General features: G+C 66.7%; 17 protein-coding genes. 8 read left to right on the top strand and 9 right to left on the bottom strand.

Annotated features, from left to right (window positions below):
- Positions 1-31 precede the first annotated feature (31 nt).
- From ftsX to prfB, 4 genes are all read right to left on the bottom strand, one after another.
- Positions 32-946, bottom strand: coding sequence for a permease-like cell division protein FtsX (gene ftsX, locus NFX31_RS06130; protein WP_045249851.1), 915 nt, complete (start codon positions 944-946; stop codon positions 32-34).
- On the bottom strand, positions 943-1,923 hold the full coding sequence (gene ftsE, locus NFX31_RS06125; RefSeq protein WP_045249852.1) for a cell division ATP-binding protein FtsE: 981 nt from the start codon (positions 1,921-1,923) through the stop codon (positions 943-945). The genes ftsX and ftsE overlap by 4 nt, the downstream gene beginning before the upstream one ends.
- A 97-nt stretch (positions 1,924-2,020) precedes the next feature.
- Positions 2,021-2,647 carry a C40 family peptidase gene (locus NFX31_RS06120; protein WP_262957011.1) on the bottom strand — a complete coding sequence of 209 codons (627 nt, stop codon included), beginning with the start codon at positions 2,645-2,647 and terminating at the stop codon, positions 2,021-2,023.
- Between the two features lie 99 nt (positions 2,648-2,746).
- A complete protein-coding gene (gene prfB, locus NFX31_RS06115) occupies positions 2,747-3,859 on the bottom strand; it encodes a peptide chain release factor 2 (RefSeq protein ID WP_262957010.1) in 1,113 nt (370 codons plus the stop codon).
- Positions 3,860-3,887: 28 nt separating this feature from the next.
- Between prfB and NFX31_RS06110 the strand changes: the two genes are divergently transcribed.
- A complete protein-coding gene (locus NFX31_RS06110; RefSeq protein ID WP_262957195.1) occupies positions 3,888-5,147 on the top strand; it encodes an MFS transporter in 1,260 nt (419 codons plus the stop codon).
- An 80-nt stretch (positions 5,148-5,227) separates the two neighbouring features.
- Positions 5,228-6,721, top strand: coding sequence for a bifunctional phosphatase PAP2/diacylglycerol kinase family protein (locus NFX31_RS06105; RefSeq protein ID WP_262957009.1), 1,494 nt, complete (start codon positions 5,228-5,230; stop codon positions 6,719-6,721).
- Positions 6,722-6,752: 31 nt separating this feature from the next.
- Here NFX31_RS06105 and NFX31_RS06100 read toward each other — a convergent pair whose 3' ends face one another.
- The 3 genes from NFX31_RS06100 to NFX31_RS06090 form a co-directional block, all read right to left on the bottom strand.
- A complete protein-coding gene (locus tag NFX31_RS06100; RefSeq protein ID WP_338101498.1) occupies positions 6,753-7,160 on the bottom strand; it encodes a pilus assembly protein TadG-related protein in 408 nt (135 codons plus the stop codon).
- A gap of 65 nt (positions 7,161-7,225) precedes the next feature.
- Entirely contained in the window at positions 7,226-7,633 is a 408-nt protein-coding gene (locus tag NFX31_RS06095; RefSeq protein WP_420847433.1) for a TadE family protein, read from the bottom strand.
- A 58-nt stretch (positions 7,634-7,691) separates the two neighbouring features.
- A complete protein-coding gene (locus tag NFX31_RS06090; protein WP_262957007.1) occupies positions 7,692-8,081 on the bottom strand; it encodes a TadE/TadG family type IV pilus assembly protein in 390 nt (129 codons plus the stop codon).
- A 422-nt stretch (positions 8,082-8,503) separates the two neighbouring features.
- Between NFX31_RS06090 and NFX31_RS06085 the strand changes: the two genes are divergently transcribed.
- Positions 8,504-8,929, top strand: coding sequence for a hypothetical protein (locus NFX31_RS06085; RefSeq protein ID WP_262957006.1), 426 nt, complete (start codon positions 8,504-8,506; stop codon positions 8,927-8,929).
- 192 nt (positions 8,930-9,121) lie between these two features.
- Here NFX31_RS06085 and NFX31_RS06080 read toward each other — a convergent pair whose 3' ends face one another.
- The gene (locus NFX31_RS06080) at positions 9,122-9,565 is read right to left on the bottom strand and encodes a hypothetical protein (RefSeq protein WP_262957005.1); all 444 of its coding nucleotides are present in this window, start codon (positions 9,563-9,565) and stop codon (positions 9,122-9,124) included.
- Between the two features lie 82 nt (positions 9,566-9,647).
- Between NFX31_RS06080 and NFX31_RS06075 the strand changes: the two genes are divergently transcribed.
- A complete protein-coding gene (locus NFX31_RS06075; RefSeq protein WP_262957004.1) occupies positions 9,648-10,847 on the top strand; it encodes an ATP-binding protein in 1,200 nt (399 codons plus the stop codon).
- Positions 10,844-11,743 (top strand): hypothetical protein, encoded by a 900-nt coding sequence (locus NFX31_RS06070; RefSeq protein WP_262957003.1) that lies wholly within the window; start codon positions 10,844-10,846, stop codon positions 11,741-11,743. The genes NFX31_RS06075 and NFX31_RS06070 overlap by 4 nt, the downstream gene beginning before the upstream one ends.
- A 13-nt stretch (positions 11,744-11,756) precedes the next feature.
- Here NFX31_RS06070 and NFX31_RS06065 read toward each other — a convergent pair whose 3' ends face one another.
- Complete coding sequence (locus NFX31_RS06065) at positions 11,757-12,164, bottom strand: hypothetical protein (RefSeq protein WP_262957002.1); 408 nt, start codon at positions 12,162-12,164, stop codon at positions 11,757-11,759.
- A 157-nt stretch (positions 12,165-12,321) separates the two neighbouring features.
- Here NFX31_RS06065 and NFX31_RS06060 point away from each other — a divergent pair, with 157 nt between their 5' ends.
- From NFX31_RS06060 to NFX31_RS06050, 3 genes are all read left to right on the top strand, one after another.
- A complete protein-coding gene (locus NFX31_RS06060) occupies positions 12,322-13,416 on the top strand; it encodes a tyrosine-type recombinase/integrase (protein WP_262957001.1) in 1,095 nt (364 codons plus the stop codon).
- On the top strand, positions 13,413-13,745 hold the full coding sequence (locus tag NFX31_RS06055; RefSeq protein ID WP_262957000.1) for a helix-turn-helix domain-containing protein: 333 nt from the start codon (positions 13,413-13,415) through the stop codon (positions 13,743-13,745). The genes NFX31_RS06060 and NFX31_RS06055 overlap by 4 nt, the downstream gene beginning before the upstream one ends.
- Positions 13,746-14,319: 574 nt before the next feature.
- Positions 14,320-15,726: a hypothetical protein gene (locus tag NFX31_RS06050; RefSeq protein ID WP_262956999.1), complete on the top strand. Its 1,407-nt coding sequence runs from the start codon at positions 14,320-14,322 to the stop codon at positions 15,724-15,726.
- Positions 15,727-15,730: the final 4 nt, after the last annotated feature.

Below are 15,730 nucleotides of genomic sequence, written 5' to 3'. Positions count from 1 at the left end.
CCGCGCGGGCGCACGGCAGCCTGTCAGCCTATCAGGCGCGCAGCCAGCGGCGGATCGCGAAGCCGGCGCTGAGCGCGGCGAGGATCACGCCGATGCCGATGAGCACGGGCACCACGAGCAGCGCCTCGTTGAACCCCACCCACGTGGTCACGAATCCGACCGTCTTGGCGAGGTACTCCTGCACGCCGAACTTCACGCCCAGCAGCACGGCCGCGCTCGCGAGCACGGATCCGATCACGGCCGCGAACACGCCCTCGAGCACGAACGGCGTCTGGATGAAGCGGTTCGAGGCGCCGACGAGACGCATGATCCCGATCTCGCGCCGTCGGGCATAGGCGGACAGTCGGATGGTGGTGCCGATCAGCAGCACGGCGGCGATCAGCATGAGCACCGCGATGCCCACGGCGATGTAGGTCGCGACCGTGAGCGCGCGGAACAGCGGATCCAGATACTCCAGCTGGTCCTTCACCTCGTCCACGCCCTTGAGCCCGCTGAACGCCTCGGCGAGGACCGCCGACTGCGTCTGGTCCTTGAGGTTGACCTTGAAGACGGCGCTGACCTGGTCGGGCGTGAGCACGCCCGCGTAGTCCTTGCCGACGAGCTTCAGGGTCTCCTGGTAGGCCTCATCCGCGGTCTGGAAGGAGCTCTTCGAGATCAGGGGCTTGAGCGTGGGGCCATCGAGATCCGCCTGCACGGCCTTGATCTGGTCCTCCGTGGCGACGCCGTCGACGCACCCCGGAGACGTGGACACCGAGGAGCACATGTAGATCGCGACCTGGGCGCGGTCCTGCCAGTAGGCGCGCATGGTGCCGATCTGCGCCTGCATGAGGATGGCCGCACCCACGAACGTGAGCGAGACGAACGTCACGAGCACGACGGAGATGACCATGGATGCGTTGCGGCGGAGGCCCGTGAGCGCTTCGCCGAGGATGAGTCCGAACCTCATGACACCGGCCCCACTTCTTCGTCGTCACCGGTATCGAGTCCGAGCCGATCCGCCACGCCGAGCTCGGCGACGTCGATGGCGGGGAGCGTGATCGGGTGCGTCGCGGGACGCGCCTCGTCGGCGGGCTTCACCGTCGGCCGAGCGGGAGCCTGCGGCTCAGGAGCGGGCGCGGGTGCGGGAACGGGCTCCGCGATCGCGGCCTCGGTCTCGCGATGCACCTCGCGCACCGTCTGCAGCGCGGCCGTCGCGGCCGCGCCCCGGATCGCCTCGGGCTCGAGGCGCGGCACGTTGGACGTGTCGCCGTATCCGCCGCCGACTTCGTCGCGCACCATCTCGCCGTCGCGCAGCTCGATCACGCGGCGCTGCATCTGATCGACGAACGCGGCCTCGTGCGTGGCCATGAGCACCGTGGTTCCGCCGGCGTTGATGCGCGCCAGGAGCTGCATGATGTCGACGGACGTGCCGGGGTCGAGGTTTCCGGTCGGCTCGTCGGCGAGCACGATCTGCGGGCGGTTCACGATCGCGCGGGCGATCGCCACGCGCTGCTGCTCTCCACCGGAGAGCTCGTGCGGAAGCCGCTTCTCCTTGCCGCTCAGACCGACGAGAGCGAGCGCCTCGGGCACCGCCTGCTGGATGAAGCCGCGCGACGCGCCCGTCACCTGCAGGGTGAAGGCGACGTTCTGGTACACGGTCTTCGACGGCAGCAGGCGGAAGTCCTGGAAGACGGATCCGATGCTGCGGCGGAAGTAGGGGACCTTGCGGTTCGCGATGGACTTGAGGTCGCGGCCCAGCACGGCGACACGGCCGGACGTGGGCGACTCCTCCCGGAGGATGAGCTGCAGGCAGGAGCTCTTCCCGGATCCCGACGCGCCGACGAGGAAGACGAACTCGCCTCGCTGCACCTCGAAATCGACCCCGGAGAGCGCGGGACGCTTGGTGCCGCGATAGCGCTTGGTGACGTTCTCGAATCGGATCATGGCGTGTCGAGCCTAAGCGGGCGCCGCGCGCAGTCGGCGAGCGACACCCCACGGCGGCGGGTTCCGGGCTATGAGGTGGCTGGGATCCCGTGCCGGATCAGAGCCGGATGAAGATCGGCGGCCCGGAGCTCGCCCACGGAGCGTGGTGCTCGACGTAGCGCCCCCAGTCGGGCGAGTCGATGATGCCGCCCGCGCCGTCCCAGATGCCGATGTGCCGCCCGGGCCACCACACCAGGTCGCCTGCCCGCGCCTCGTCGGCGGAGATGACGGTGCCGAGCGCCGCCTGGTTGTCGGCGCCACGCGGCAGGCTGATGCCGAAGTGGCCGAACACGTACTGCACAAGACCGTCGCAGCCGAAGGAGTCGCTCGGATCCGCGCCCCAGCCGTAGGGCACCACGCCGACGAACGTCTGGGCGTACGCGACGATGGCTTCGCCCGAATACGACTGCGCGGCCGCGGCCGACGCGGCCGCGGTGGAGGCCGGAGCGGGATCCGCCACGGGGGCGGGAGCCGGAGGGGTGTAGACGTCGAAGGCGGCGCGGGCCGTGACCGGCTCCTGCGCGACGGAGGCGACCGTGTAGTGCTGCGGGTCGACCACCAGCGACACGGCACGGCGAGGCGTGGTGACGTCGGCCGGGGCGAAGGCGAACGCGGCCGTCGCCGCGAGCGGAACGATCAGTGCCGCGATGGCGCAGCCGGCTGCCGTCTTCCGTGTCACAGTCATCGGGATTCTCCGTGTCACAGTCATCGGAAGACCACCTTACGGGCTGGGCCCCCGGACGTCACCTGGGAAGCCTCTGACCGCGGCCGGGCCCGGAAGGGCTCAGTCGTCGTCGTCCTTGCGCTTGCGCCAGCGGATCCCCGCGGAGATGAAGCCGTCGAGGTCGCCGTCGAAGACCGTCGTCGGGTTGCCCGACTCGTGGCCGGTCCGCAGGTCCTTCACGAGCTGCTGACCGTAGAGGAAATAGGAACGCATCTGGTCGCCCCAGCTCGCCGTGATGTTGCCGGCGAGCTCCTTCTTCTTCGCCGCCTCCTCCTCCTTCTGCAGCAGCAGCAGGCGGGTCTGCAGCACGCGCATGGCGGCGGCGCGGTTCTGGATCTGCGACTTCTCGTTCTGCATCGAGACGACGATGCCGGTCGGAAGGTGGGTGATGCGCACGGCCGAGTCCGTGGTGTTGACCGACTGGCCGCCGGGACCCGAGGAGCGGAAGACGTCGACGCGGATGTCGCCCTCGGGGATGTCGACCTCGGTCGCCTCCTCCATGAGCGGGATGACCTCGACCGCGGCGAACGAGGTCTGGCGCTTGTCGGCCGATCCGAACGGGCTGATCCGGGCGAGACGGTGCGTTCCCGCCTCGACCGAGAGCGTGCCGAACGCGTAGGGGGCGTCGACCTCGAAGGTCGTGGACTTGATGCCCGCGCCCTCGGCGTAGGACGTGTCCATGACCTTGACCGGGTACTTGTGCCGCTCCGCCCAGCGCAGATACATGCGCAGCAGCATCTCGGCGAAGTCGGTGGCGTCGTCGCCGCCGGCACCCGAGCGGATCGTGACGATCGCGGCGCGCTCGTCGTACTCGCCGTCGAGCAGGGTCTGCACCTCGAGCTGGCTGATGGTGTCGGTGAGGCTGGCGAGCTCGGCGCGCGCCTCGGCGGCGGAGTCCTCGTCCTCCATCTCATTGGCGAGGTCGATGAGCACCTCGAGGTCGTCGAGGCGCTGCTCGACCTCGGTCACGCGCTTGAGCTCGGCCTGACGGTGGCTGAGGGCGCTGGTCACCTTCTGCGCCTTCTCCGGGTCGTCCCAGAGGTCGGGCGCGCCGGCCTCCTCGCTGAGGCGTTCGATGGCGGCGCGGAGCCCTTCGACGTCGACGACCTCGCGGATGTCGCCGAAGGTGTGACGGAGGGCCGCGATTTCGGCGGAGAGATCAAGTTCGAGCATGGCGCTACCAGACTACCGTGGAGGCGTGATGGTTCGAGCGTCGTCGGTGCTGTGGAAGTTCGGTCCGATGGTGTACCTGCCCACACTCCTGTTCTCGCTCGGCGAAGGCGCCGTGGTGCCGCTGATCCCGGTGATCGCGGCGAGCAGGGGGGCGACCCTCGCCTCGGCCGGCCTCATCGCGTCGGCGCTGGTCGTGGGCCAGCTGTGCGGCAACATCCCCGCGGGCTGGCTGGTCTCCCGGGTCGGCGAGCGGTACACGATGGTGATCGCGGGCGTCCTGTCGCTGATCGGCGTGATCGCGGGAGCGCTGGCGCCGAGTCTCGTGGTCTTCACCGTCGCCGTGTTCGTGGTCGGCATGTCGGCGGCCGCGTTCGGGCTCGCCCGCCACGCGTTCATGACGACCAGGGTGCCGCTCGAGTTCCGCGCCCGCGCCCTGTCGCTGCTGGGCGGATCCTTCCGCGCCGGCATGTTCGTGGGCCCGTTCCTGGCCGCGGCGCTGCTGGCCGTGTTCCACACCGAGAACGCCGCGCTGTGGTTCTTCTCGGTCTGCCTCGTCGCCCTCGTGCTGCTCGTGCTGTTCGGGCCGGATCCGGAGGCCCAGGCGGCGGCCGCCGACCGCGAGCCGGCGGAGGTCGAGGACACCGGCGAGGCGGTGAGCGGCTCGATCCCCACCGTCGAGCGCGCCGGTGTGTTCCGCACGATGTGGCGCAATCGCGGCGTGCTCTCGCGTCTGGGCCTCGCGGCGGCGAGCCTGTCGGCGGTCCGCTCCGCCCGCCAGGTCGTGCTGCCGCTGTGGGGCGTGTCGATCGGGCTGGACGCCTCGTCGATCGCGCTCGTGGTGGGCGTCTCCGGGGCGATCGACTTCGCCCTCTTCTATGCGAGCGGTCAGGTGATGGACCGGTTCGGGCGGCTCTGGGCGGCGTTGCCGGCGATGGTGCTGATGGGGCTGGGCTTCCTCACCCTCTCGCTCACGCACGACGCCGACACCCGGGTGCTCTGGTTCGGCATGATCGCTGCGGTGCTCGGCGTCGGGAACGGGCTGTCGAGCGGGATCCTGCTCACGCTCGGCGCCGACGTCGCCCCGCAGTCCGAGCCGGCCGCGTTCCTCGGATCGTGGCGCACGCTCACCGACGCCGGCGGGGCCGTCGCACCCCTGCTGTTCTCGGGGATCGCGGCGATCAGCTCGCTCGCGATCGGAGCGGCCGCGATGGGCGCCATCGGGATCCTGGGCGCGGTCGGGTTCCTGCGCTTCATCCCCCGGTTCGTGCCGCGCCGGCCCCTGCCGTAGGGCGCCGGCCCCCTGCCGTCGTTGCCCCGGGGCCCGCTCCCCCAGAGCCTCTTCGCTAACGTGGATCGAGGAGGTGTCCGATGGCACGCAGGAAGACCACCCGCCCGGTCCGCGGCGCGGCCGCCGAGGTCCGGGAGCAGGTGCACGCCCTGGACGCGGCGGTGTTCTCCGCCGTGGCCACGACGCCGAGCCCGATCCTGGACCGCTGGATGCCCCGGCTCACGAACGCCGCCGACCACTCGGTGCTCTGGCTGGCGATCGCCGGCGGCCTGTACCTGACCGGACGCAGCCGTGCACGGCGCGCCGGTCTGCGCGGCGTCGTGACGCTCGGGGCGACGAGCCTCATCGCGAACCAGCTCGCCAAGCGCCTGCATCACCGCGAGCGCCCGATCCGGTCGCTCGTGCCGATCGGCCGGCTGTCCCGCAGGACGCCGATCTCTTCCTCGTTCCCGAGCGGCCATTCGGCCAGCGCGGCCGCCTTCGCGGCGGGCGTCACGGCCGAGCTTCCGGCGGCGGGCGTGCCGCTCCAGGTGCTCGCCGGGCTGGTGGGCTTCTCCCGTGTCGCGACCGGCGCGCACTACCCCTCCGACGTCGCGGCGGGTCTCGTGCTGGGCAGCACGGTGGCGGCCATCGGCCGACGGCTCGTGCCGCCCGTGCCGCCGCCCTCGGTGCCGGCACCCCGCGAGCTGGACCAGCTGCCCCCGCGCCCCCGCGGCGAGGGCGTGACGCTCGTCGTCAATCCCGCGTCTCACAGCGGGCGCGGCGCCGCGCTCACCCGTACCCTGCGGCGAGCGCTGCCCGCGATGAGGGTCGTCGAGCTGCGCGGGTCGGACGACGTCGAGGCCGTGATGCGCCGAGCGGCCGCCGCGGCCGAGGTGCTCGCGGTCGCCGGGGGCGACGGCACGGTCGCGACGGCCGCGCAGGCGGCGATCGAGAGGGATCTGCCGCTCGCGGTGTTCCCCGGCGGGACGTTCAATCACTTCGCCCGCACGATCGGCGCCGACAGCGCGCGGCACACGGTGCAGGCCATCCGGCGCGGCACCGCGACGAAGGTGGACGTCGCGTATCTGAACGACAGGATCTTCCTCAACACGGCGAGCGTGGGCGCGTACACCGACTTCGTGCGGATCCGCGAAGGTCTGGAGAAGCGGATCGGCAAGCCGCTCGCGGCGCTGGCCGCCGGCTGGCGCACGATGCGCAAGGACCGTGCGGTCGCCGTGACGGTCGACGGCACGACGCGGGAGTCGAGCCTGTTGTTCATCGGGAACGGGCAGTATGAGCCGCACGGCTTCGCGCCGAATGTGCGAGAGGACCTTCAGGACGGGTTGATCGACGTGCGGATCCTGGACGTGTCCGACCGCTGGTCGCGCTTCGTCGTCCTGCTCGCCACCCTCACCGGCCAGCTGGCTCGGGTGAAGCAGTACCACGAGGTGTCCGCTCCCGAGTTCGAGATCGGCCTGCCGGGCGGGCCGGAGCGCATCGCACGCGACGGCGAGGTGGGCGAGGAAGTCGACGTGCTGCGGGTCAGGGCCGTGCGCCGCGCGTTGACGGTGTACCGGCCGCGCCGCGGCTGAGACCGCGGTGATCGCCACTGGCGTGGCGAACTCACTCGAGTGCGGTGCGGCTCGTGCCCGTGGCCGGGATCGTGACCATCGACGGCACGAGGCCGCTGAGCAACGGCGGCGTCCACGTCGTCCGCACCGTCACCCGCGCGGAGAGCCCGTCGGGACTGTCCGCCGAGACCAATTCCGTGCCGTCGTCGAGCACCGCGACCACCGCGGCGGCCTGATCCGCGACCTCCGCGTCCTCGAGCTCCGCATGGACCGCGGCACCCTCGACCTGCAGCCGGAAGCCGTCCGCCCCGGCGAGCGCTGCGGCATCCGCGACCGAGTCGAGGCGCTTCTGCGCGATGTACAGATCCGTCGCGCACACGCAGACGTAGATCAGCGCGATCGCGAGCACCAGGTACCCGAGCACGAGCGGCATCGTGCTCCCCCTGTCGTCTGCACCCACCGGACGAGCCTGCGAGCGTCCCGCCCCGCGGTCGGTCACCCGCTGCCGCGCCCACGCCCCGCCGTTCATCCGCCGGTCCACGTGCGCGAGACCTTGTACGCGGTCGACGCCTGAACCGGGACGGTGCCCATCCGGTCCAGCCCGAAGACCGACGGCACGAGCGGCAGAGCGACCTTCGCCGTGACGGTGACCACGACAGTCGCGCCGGCGGACGGGCAGCCTGCCCCCTCCGGCGCGCATCTGATGGCGACCTGGACGGATCCCCGATCCATCCCGTACTCCTCGATCGCAGACTGCACGGTGGCGTCGGCGCGGGCTGCGGCGTCCCCCTCGTCGGAGGCGCCGCTCATGGTGCGGGCCGCATGCCGGGCGGCCGATTCGACGCCCAGCAGCTGCCCCTGGATCGCGCCGAGGGCGAGCACGAGGTAGACGAGCGGCACGAGCAGGACCACGCCGAGCCCGATGAACTCCAGGGCTGCGGATCCCCGATCCCCGCCGAGCGGACCCCGTTCCGGCGTCGCGCCCCGTGGTTCAGGGACCTTCCGTGAGCGACTCCACAGGAGCACGACCGGTCACCTCCCAGACCGAAGGCACCCCGAGCAGGCCGAACACCGGCAGTGTCGTCCGCACGCTGACCTCCATGGTGGGAACGCCGAGGGCCGTCGTCTCGCGCACGCGCACGTCTCGTGCGTACTCGCTCCCCACCGCCCGGCCGATCACCTGCACGGTGCGCTGCGTCCCCTCCGTCGGTGCCGTGTCGGCGAGAGCCGCCACATGCGCTCCCTCGACGGCGGCGTCGTGCACGACGTTGCGCACATAGACCGCGAGGGCGAACTGCACGACCGCGAGGGTGAGCACGGTCAGCAGTGCGCCGACCAGCACGAACTCGACCGGACTGGATCCCCGATCGACCTCCTGCATGTCCCACGCCCACCATCGCCCGCGGATCGGCTCCGGCCGACTCCCGCTCATCGCCTCAGAGCCCGCTCACGCGCGCGATGGCCTGCTCGAACAGGTTCGTGAGGGCGGGCCCGGCCACGGCCCAGATCAGCACGACCAGTCCCGCCGTCATCAGCGTGATAAAGAAGTGTGTAATAGGGGTAGGTTCTGAACGTCACCGACCTGGAACAACCCTGGGAGTAGTTAGTGTGTATTTAGCACAAAAGAATCCCAGATTAGCGCGTATATTTCGAGAACGACCTCCTGTACGATGAGAGCAGCGCCCTCCCCGGTCGTCGGCTGTCACCAACATCATGGGGAGGGCGCTTCGCCGTTTCTGAGAGCACTGTCGTCACCTTCCAAGGCTAGGCCGCGTCTACCGCTGATCGGCTAGGTTTGCCCCCATGGATTGGGCGAAGATCGGCGCGGCGGTGTGGGACTGGGTGCCGTGGCTGATCGGCCTCCTCGGGGCCGTCTGGGGTGTCTCCGGAGAGATCCGCGCCCGGCGTACTGACAAGCGCAGCACCCGCGACGACAACGCCCCACCGTGGGAGGACGCCCAGCACGTGAGCGGCGAACTGTTCACGGTGCGCAACGGCTCGACGCGCGATGTCATCGTGTTCAGCATCCGAGCCGATTCCGAAAACAAACGCGCGCTACTGGAGCCGCGCACAGACTTCCCGTTGACCGTGCATCCCACGGACGTGCTCGACTTCTTCTCCCGAGCCCGCTACAGCCTTGACCGCCCTAACGTCGTCATCGTGTGGCGGTTCGCAGACGACGACACCCAGAGGTGGAACCGACGCATTCTGCCGAGCGTGACGCCGTGATCCTGCCCCCGCTCCCCGACGATCTCCCCGAATCGGACGCCGATGACCTGGAGGGCATGAGCCCGCGCTGTTCGGCGTGCCTAGCAACGATGGAACCGCAGCTGACAGCACGCGGCGAGCGCTGGCTGTGCCCTGGATGCGGAGCAGCCCGCCTCAGCTAGCGGCCCCGACTTGACCGCAGTCCGCGTCAACTCAGAAGACGATCCCGAGATCGTCGCGCTCGGGCTCAGGCAGCTCACCGCGCCCGTTGCCAAGGGAGTACGGGACACGGAGCGCACGACGGCGATGAAGATTCGGTTCCTGGCTCCACGTGAGCACGAAGGCACCCGACCCAGTCGTCCCTGGCCGGTAGACCAGCGTCGTGGTTAGCTTCTCCCCGAACTCTGCCCGCTCCGACTTCCGCCGAGCGAACACGTTCATGATCCCCATGCCTTCCGGCTCGAAGCACACGTCCCTTCCTGCACCCCGCCCTCGATTGATGACGGAGCCGGTAACTCGCATCTCGCCATCGCTGTCCGTCTTGATCGACACCTCATGGACCCACTTGGGAGACGGCGTGCGGTTCCGCCAGTACGTACCGCCACTGATGAGAAGACTCGCGCCGGAGACCATCAGCGCCCACCAGCCTACGTCCATGCTTCGGATGCTACTGAGCCCCGGCGACGTTCGCTTCGTGTGGACGCTAGATTGTGATTCGACGAGCAACGGAGACCGGAACATGGCATGGATTGAGAGCTTCAGGGTGACTGGCCTGGCGGGCCGCCCTGATCCAGTCGAGCACAAGCTCGACAGGCACGTAAATATCTTCTGGGGGCTCAACGGTGCGGGCAAGACCACACTTCTGAAGATCCTCCATGCGGGCATGAACAACGAGTCATCCGGACTTGAAGACCTTCCGTTCAAGTCCGCGGAGATCCGCTTCCGAGTCGGTCTGGAGAACGGGCTCGTGATTCGCCGCTTCTTCAACGACGCTCCCCAAGAAGAAGATGAAGAAGACGACGCCCCACGTCAATCCATCCTGTTCGCAGAAGACGACGACGGTTCTTGGATCTCCCCTGACGACGATCTAAGCGGCGTATGGCACACCGAGTGGGACGATATCGACTTTGGCATGAAGGTGATGAGCCGACCGCTCGAACACTCTTATCTGCCGATCACTCGCGTGGTCGATGCCCGAAGACGACCCGCATACGCCGGAGACCGAAGACTCTCGACCGAAGAGCTTTTCGTAACGCAGGTCAGGGAGAGGTGGCGTGACTATGCCACCAAGAGTCTCAGCCGCATCCGAGACATCCAGCAGACGGGGCTTGCAACAGTGCTCGCGACACTGTTCGGGGGCGTACCCACCCCGATGGAATCGCCGAGCCGTCTCGACCGGATTGACCCTAACGAGGCATATTCGCTCGTTCGCGCCTTCCTCAGCGAGCAAGGTCTCCCCCTCGGAATGTCGCGGGAGAAGTTCGCTGAGCGCTACAAGAAATCGGAAGAGCACCGGCAGGTTGTGTCCGAGATCCAAGACGTACGTCGCGCGACAGATGACGTCTTGATGCCGCAACGCGAGTTTCAAAGCGTGATCGACTCGATGTACACCGGCGACAAGCACCTGATCCTGGGCGTCCCACGCATGCCACGCCAGTACGCCCAGGTTGCGCTTCGCGTTGAGATTGGGGAGCAGCAAATCCCTCTGAAGTCGCTCTCTTCCGGAGAGAAGCAGTTGCTCCAGATCTTGCTAGAAGTGCTGGGAGCCGCAGAGGACACCGTGATGATCGACGAGCCAGAGCTCTCGCTTCACGTCAATTGGCAGCAGCAGTTGGTGGGATCGATGCAACGAGTAAACGGAGACTGCCAGTTGCTTCTTGCGACTCACTCGCCAGAGATCATGGCGGACGTAGCCGATGAGCACGTTTTCGAACTATGAGCAAACCGAAGTGGAGCGTCAACGCTTTTGCACGGCGCATGCAGATGGGCGAGCACGACTTCTGGGTCATCGTGGAGGGTCGCGACCATGACCGGCCTCACTACGACAAGCTCCTAAAGAAGTTGCCTTCGACCCGCGATTTGAAGGCGCAGCTCCGGCTAGCTGAAGAGATCAATGTCGGTGGCACGTCAGCCGGTGGAAAGAAGCACGTCCTAGCGATTCACGATCATCTCGAATCGAAAAACAAGCTCGTTCAGTCGAACAGCAAACGTACGGTTCGCGCGGTGTTCATGCTTGATCGCGACCGGGACGACTTCGAAGGAATTCTCTCGACGTCTCCTCACGTCATGTACACGATCGGCACCGACGTTGAGGCAGACATTCTGCTCAACAGCGAGATATGGAGCGCGGTTCGCAGCGCATATGGCATCGACAGCAGACTAACGAAGCGCCTACGCAGGAAGGCAGCCAATCCCGCGATTGCGCTACGAACGCTGTGGGACGACTGGCTACGGCTCGGTCTGGTAGGCCTAGCTTGCGGCTCCCCCGGATGCGCACCCTGGAGCCAGCACTCCCGAGTCAATGTTGGCGAGTTCGGAACGCTCAATTCTCAGAAGGTGCATGACGTCGAAGCCGCGCTCCTGGCAGCGGCCCCGTCAGACTACGCGTCGATGAATAGACGCGCACTCCGACATGTCAGCACTCGTGAGGAACTTCTCCTGAAGGGGCGATGGATCGCAAAATTCATCAACTACCTGGTGCGAATCCACCTCGCCGGGGAAGTAGTGAGGTCCGTTCAAGCTCACGCGGTGATTGACACCGCTCTCGCTCAGTTGAAGTACAGAGGAGACTGGGTCACCGAGTACGACAGACGATTCGCTCAACTCCTGGTGTGACCGCTGTCGACCGTCAGGCGATGTCTTCCGAATCCTCGTTGAGCCGAGTGACGACCGTGTGCGTCAGGTAGGCCCTGCGCGCCCCGAACCCCGGTTCGACGCGGATCTCCAGCAGAGCACGGATGAGATCCCGCTTCTGGTCGAAGCCGAGGGCGCCGTACTGGATGCCGAGTGCATCACGCACCTCCGCGACCTTCTCCAAGCTGACTCTCTGCCCGGGGATGAACACGAGAGCCGCCAGGAGCGTCGTCTTGCCGGCGTGCGTGGGACCGGAGACGATCACGCTGCGTCCTGAGCGCATCGCCTCCGCCAGCATCCCGGCGACCTCGGCCGGCACCATGCCCTGTCGCACCAGGGCGTCCAGACTGCGGTACCCGGGAAGGAACTTCCGGATGTTGACCGACCAGGCGCCGCGCACCACAAACCATCTACTGTTGCAACGGACGCAACATTCTGCGGATCGAAAGGCCGTCAATACTCGCATGTGCCCAGCACGGCCATCCAGATTCATGTTGCGTCTCAAAGGGACCGTGAGGAATGATGCATCTAACCAGACAATGATGCAACGGAAGTAGGACATGGGTCGTCAACGCAGCGACTGGGATGCGCTCCCCCGCATCAATCCGGAGCATTCGGCCTGGATCGAGATGCTTCAGGGGTGGGAGAACCAGCAGCTCGCGCGCGGCCTGGGCCGCCAGACCATTCAGCAGCGGATTCGACGCGTCTCACACTTTCAAGCGTGGTCTGGGGAGTACCCCTGGGAATGGCACACAGGGGACATCGATGACTACACGGCGCACCGGGCATCTAGTAGACCGCTCAAGCGGGCGACCGTCCGACATGATCACGAGTCGATCCGCATGTTCTGCGCTTACCTACTCGACCCGAGGTACGACTGGGTACGGCGGTGTGAAGCCGAGTTCGACGCGACGCCGTCGCAGATCTGCTTCGAATGGAACACCACTCGACATCTCTCCGAGTTCGAGACAGATGGGAACCGCCGCGCGTTCTCCGTGGACGAGCTTCAACAACTCTTCGATGCAGCGGATGCTCGAGTGGACCAGCTCGTGGCTTCGGGGCGCAAGGGCGCACTCGGGGCTTTGCGCGATGCCCAGATCTTGAAGACTATCTACGCCTTCGGACTGCGCCGCCGAGAGGCTGTCGGGCTAGATCTGGTCGACCTGCATCCGAACCACTTGATGCCCAAGTGGGGAACCTACGGAGCTATCCATGTGCGGTGGGGTAAGGCCAGCGGAGGCGGCGGCCCCAAGAGACGCACCGTCATGCTCGTCCCCGAGTTCGACTGGTTCGTCGACGGTATGCGCCAGTGGGTCGAAGAAGGACGCCCGCGCTTCGGAGCGGGGCCAATACCCGCTCTGTGGGTCACTGAACGAAAGACTCGCGTATCGCCGGGCTACCTCGACAAGCGCTTCGCGAACATCAGAGACGAAGCCGGCCTCCCCGAGTACCTCACCCTCCACAGCCTGCGACACTCATATGTCACTCATCTTGTTGAGTTCGGCTACGCGGAGCGGTTCGTGCAAGAGCAAGTCGGGCACGCCTACGCCTCCACGACCGCGATCTACACATCCGTGAGCAACGATTTCAAGAACCGCGTATTCAACGAAGCCATCGCACGAGTCATGCCCCCAGCACTGCAGAAGGACCAATGATGCGCAACATCACGACCAAGTGGAACCTCCGCGAGTTGATGTCACAGCAGCAGATGTTCCAAACCACCGCACTACGACCGCTCCTTGCCGAACGCGGCGTGCGCTTGTCCCGCGAACAGGTCTACCGGCTGGTGACCCAACCGCCGCAGCGACTGAACCTGGAGGTCCTCGGAGCTCTCTGCGACATCCTGTCATGCACGCCCGGCGACCTGATCAGCGTCGAAGCACAAGAGTCGCTTGCCGTTGTCAACGCCGGCGAGCAGACTCGTGCTCCAATCGGTGACCTCCGCCCGCAACGCGCAAACCTCCGGAAGCCCGGTCAGGTTTGACGCCGTGACTCGCGTGTTCAGCGAAGAGAAGTGGCTGGAGCTCGTCAACGAATGCGTGGCGTTGGTCAGCCTGTCCGTTACTGACGTCACGGCCCAGGACAAGTTCCAGGCCTGCATCGAGGCGGCAAACGGCAACATCTATGGTCTGTACAAGCTCCGCAAGTCGCTAGTTTTGTTGCCGCGAGATCGCATCTTCGGCAATCCAGCTGCTGAGGTCGTCGTCCAGCGCCTTGCCATCATCCTGGGCAATCGCCATGGTTCGACTCAGGCCCCGCTTCCGTCGTGCCCACGATGTCAGCAGACAGGAATCGTGTCGGGTATGAGGGGGTCAGATCTCCGGCTCTGTACCCCGTGCAAAGCGGGGCGCGAGCCGGAGGAGTGCTTCAGCTGCGGCATGACCCGGCGCGTGCACGCCCGGCTTGGACGTATCCCCTATTGCCAGTCGTGCTGGGAGCGTCATGCCACGCCCCACCGTCGACGGCGACAGTGCATCCAGTGCGGAACAACCACACGGAATCTTGAGCACTGTCCATCGTGCGCTCCCAAGCGACCGCACGGATTCTGTGAGATCTGCATGAAGGACAAAGAGCATGTCCGTGCGTTACCACAACGCCTCGTGTGCGAGTCCTGCGTGCAGATGACGATCCGCTACCCGAAACCGTGCAGCAGTTGCGCGCGAAGATCTGTGGCGTTGTTTGGTCGCCTTGATGAACGACTCTGCGCGAGTTGCGCGGGACACGGTCCACCGCCGTTCGCGTGTAAGGCCTGCGGCACGGAAGACGCAGGTCGCCAGGGCAAACGATGCTTCCGCTGCAAGAAGGCCGACGCGATCGCTGCAGTCGTCCCCAGCGGCCACCTGCCCGAAGAAGGCTTGGCTCGCTTACGAGCGCTGATCGATCGGCCAGACATGACCCCGCGTGGCGTAGTCGAGTGGTGCGAACAGAGCAAGGCCGCCGCCCTCTTGCGGCAGATGGCCCGGGGAGAAATAGCCGCGACGCGCGCTTCGCTCAATTCGATGCCGCAGTCCCGAGCAACCGCACAGCTTCAAGCACTTCTCATTGAATCGGGCATCATCACACCTGGCGACAACGATCTGGACCGCTACGTTCAGTGGTCGCAGAGCTTCCTCATGCGAGTACAGCCTGCAGCGGATCGAATGCTCCTCGCCCAGTACTCCCGCTGGTCCATCGAGAGAAAACTTGCGTTGACCACCCCGGCGACACGCAGATCCGACACAACGCGCCTCCTAGTCGCGAAATACCAGCTTGAGGCTGCCGCCTTGTGTGTCGATTCCCTCCGCGACAAGGAAAAAGCCATTGAAGGGGCCAGCCAGGGCGACATCGACACCGTCCTGGTCGAGCATCGAAACCGGCGCCGTCAGATCATCGCCTTCCTGCGATGGGCACATGAGAACCGTTCAGTTCGCTACACAAAGCCCACCCATCCGAAAGACAGCCGCCCAACCGCGCCGATGCCAGAACCTAAGCGGCAACAGCACATTGCTCGCCTGCTCGAAGACGACTCCATCGCACTTGCGACACGCGTCGCAGGGCTCTTCCTCCTCGTGTTCGGCCAAAGCATCGGCCGCATCGCGAAACTGCGGACAACAGCGTTCTCAGATGTCGACGGGCAGCTGTTCACGCGCCTCGGGCGCGACTCCGTCCGCATCCCGCCGCCTATGGATAGGCTTGTCCGAGCCCAGATCGACTGGTCAGATCAGCATCGGGCCGGTGCCGAGCCATGGCTCTTCACCGGGTACGCGGCAGGCGCGCATCTCACACCCGACGCTTTAGCCCGTGGCCTCAAGAGGCTTGGGATCCAGCCGACTTCGGCGCGCAATGCCGCCATGCTCGACCTCGCCGCCAGCATGCCTGCGCGTGTGCTCAGCGACCTGATGGGGTACGCGAACGGCACTGCAGAACGCTGGGCGCAAGTAGCCGGTAGAAGATGGGCGAGCTATCCGTCTATGCGCCGACGCTGACGAG

This window comes from Microbacterium azadirachtae (assembly GCF_025583665.1).
GTDB classification, from domain to species: Bacteria; Actinomycetota; Actinomycetes; order Actinomycetales; family Microbacteriaceae; genus Microbacterium; species Microbacterium azadirachtae.
This window is presented reverse-complemented; position numbering and strand designations above follow the sequence as displayed.

Excerpts from the sequence above, each read along its gene's own strand:
- NFX31_RS06055 (WP_262957000.1), top strand. The coding sequence starts at position 13,413 with ATGATGCGCAACATCACGACCAAGTGGAACCTCCGCGAGTTGATGTCA.
- NFX31_RS06060 (WP_262957001.1), top strand. The coding sequence starts at position 12,322 with ATGGGTCGTCAACGCAGCGACTGGGATGCGCTCCCCCGCATCAATCCG.
- NFX31_RS06075 (WP_262957004.1), top strand. The coding sequence starts at position 9,648 with ATGGCATGGATTGAGAGCTTCAGGGTGACTGGCCTGGCGGGCCGCCCT.
- ftsE (WP_045249852.1), bottom strand. The coding sequence starts at position 1,923 with ATGATCCGATTCGAGAACGTCACCAAGCGCTATCGCGGCACCAAGCGT.
- ftsX (WP_045249851.1), bottom strand. The coding sequence starts at position 946 with ATGAGGTTCGGACTCATCCTCGGCGAAGCGCTCACGGGCCTCCGCCGC.
- NFX31_RS06080 (WP_262957005.1), bottom strand. The coding sequence starts at position 9,565 with ATGGACGTAGGCTGGTGGGCGCTGATGGTCTCCGGCGCGAGTCTTCTC.
- NFX31_RS06070 (WP_262957003.1), top strand. The coding sequence starts at position 10,844 with ATGAGCAAACCGAAGTGGAGCGTCAACGCTTTTGCACGGCGCATGCAG.
- NFX31_RS06110 (WP_262957195.1), top strand. The coding sequence starts at position 3,888 with ATGGTTCGAGCGTCGTCGGTGCTGTGGAAGTTCGGTCCGATGGTGTAC.
- NFX31_RS06050 (WP_262956999.1), top strand. The coding sequence starts at position 14,320 with ATGAAGGACAAAGAGCATGTCCGTGCGTTACCACAACGCCTCGTGTGC.
- NFX31_RS06085 (WP_262957006.1), top strand. The coding sequence starts at position 8,504 with ATGGATTGGGCGAAGATCGGCGCGGCGGTGTGGGACTGGGTGCCGTGG.
- prfB (WP_262957010.1), bottom strand. The coding sequence starts at position 3,859 with ATGCTCGAACTTGATCTCTCCGCCGAAATCGCGGCCCTCCGTCACACC.
- NFX31_RS06120 (WP_262957011.1), bottom strand. The coding sequence starts at position 2,647 with ATGACTGTGACACGGAAGACGGCAGCCGGCTGCGCCATCGCGGCACTG.
- NFX31_RS06105 (WP_262957009.1), top strand. The coding sequence starts at position 5,228 with ATGGCACGCAGGAAGACCACCCGCCCGGTCCGCGGCGCGGCCGCCGAG.
- NFX31_RS06090 (WP_262957007.1), bottom strand. The coding sequence starts at position 8,081 with ATGCAGGAGGTCGATCGGGGATCCAGTCCGGTCGAGTTCGTGCTGGTC.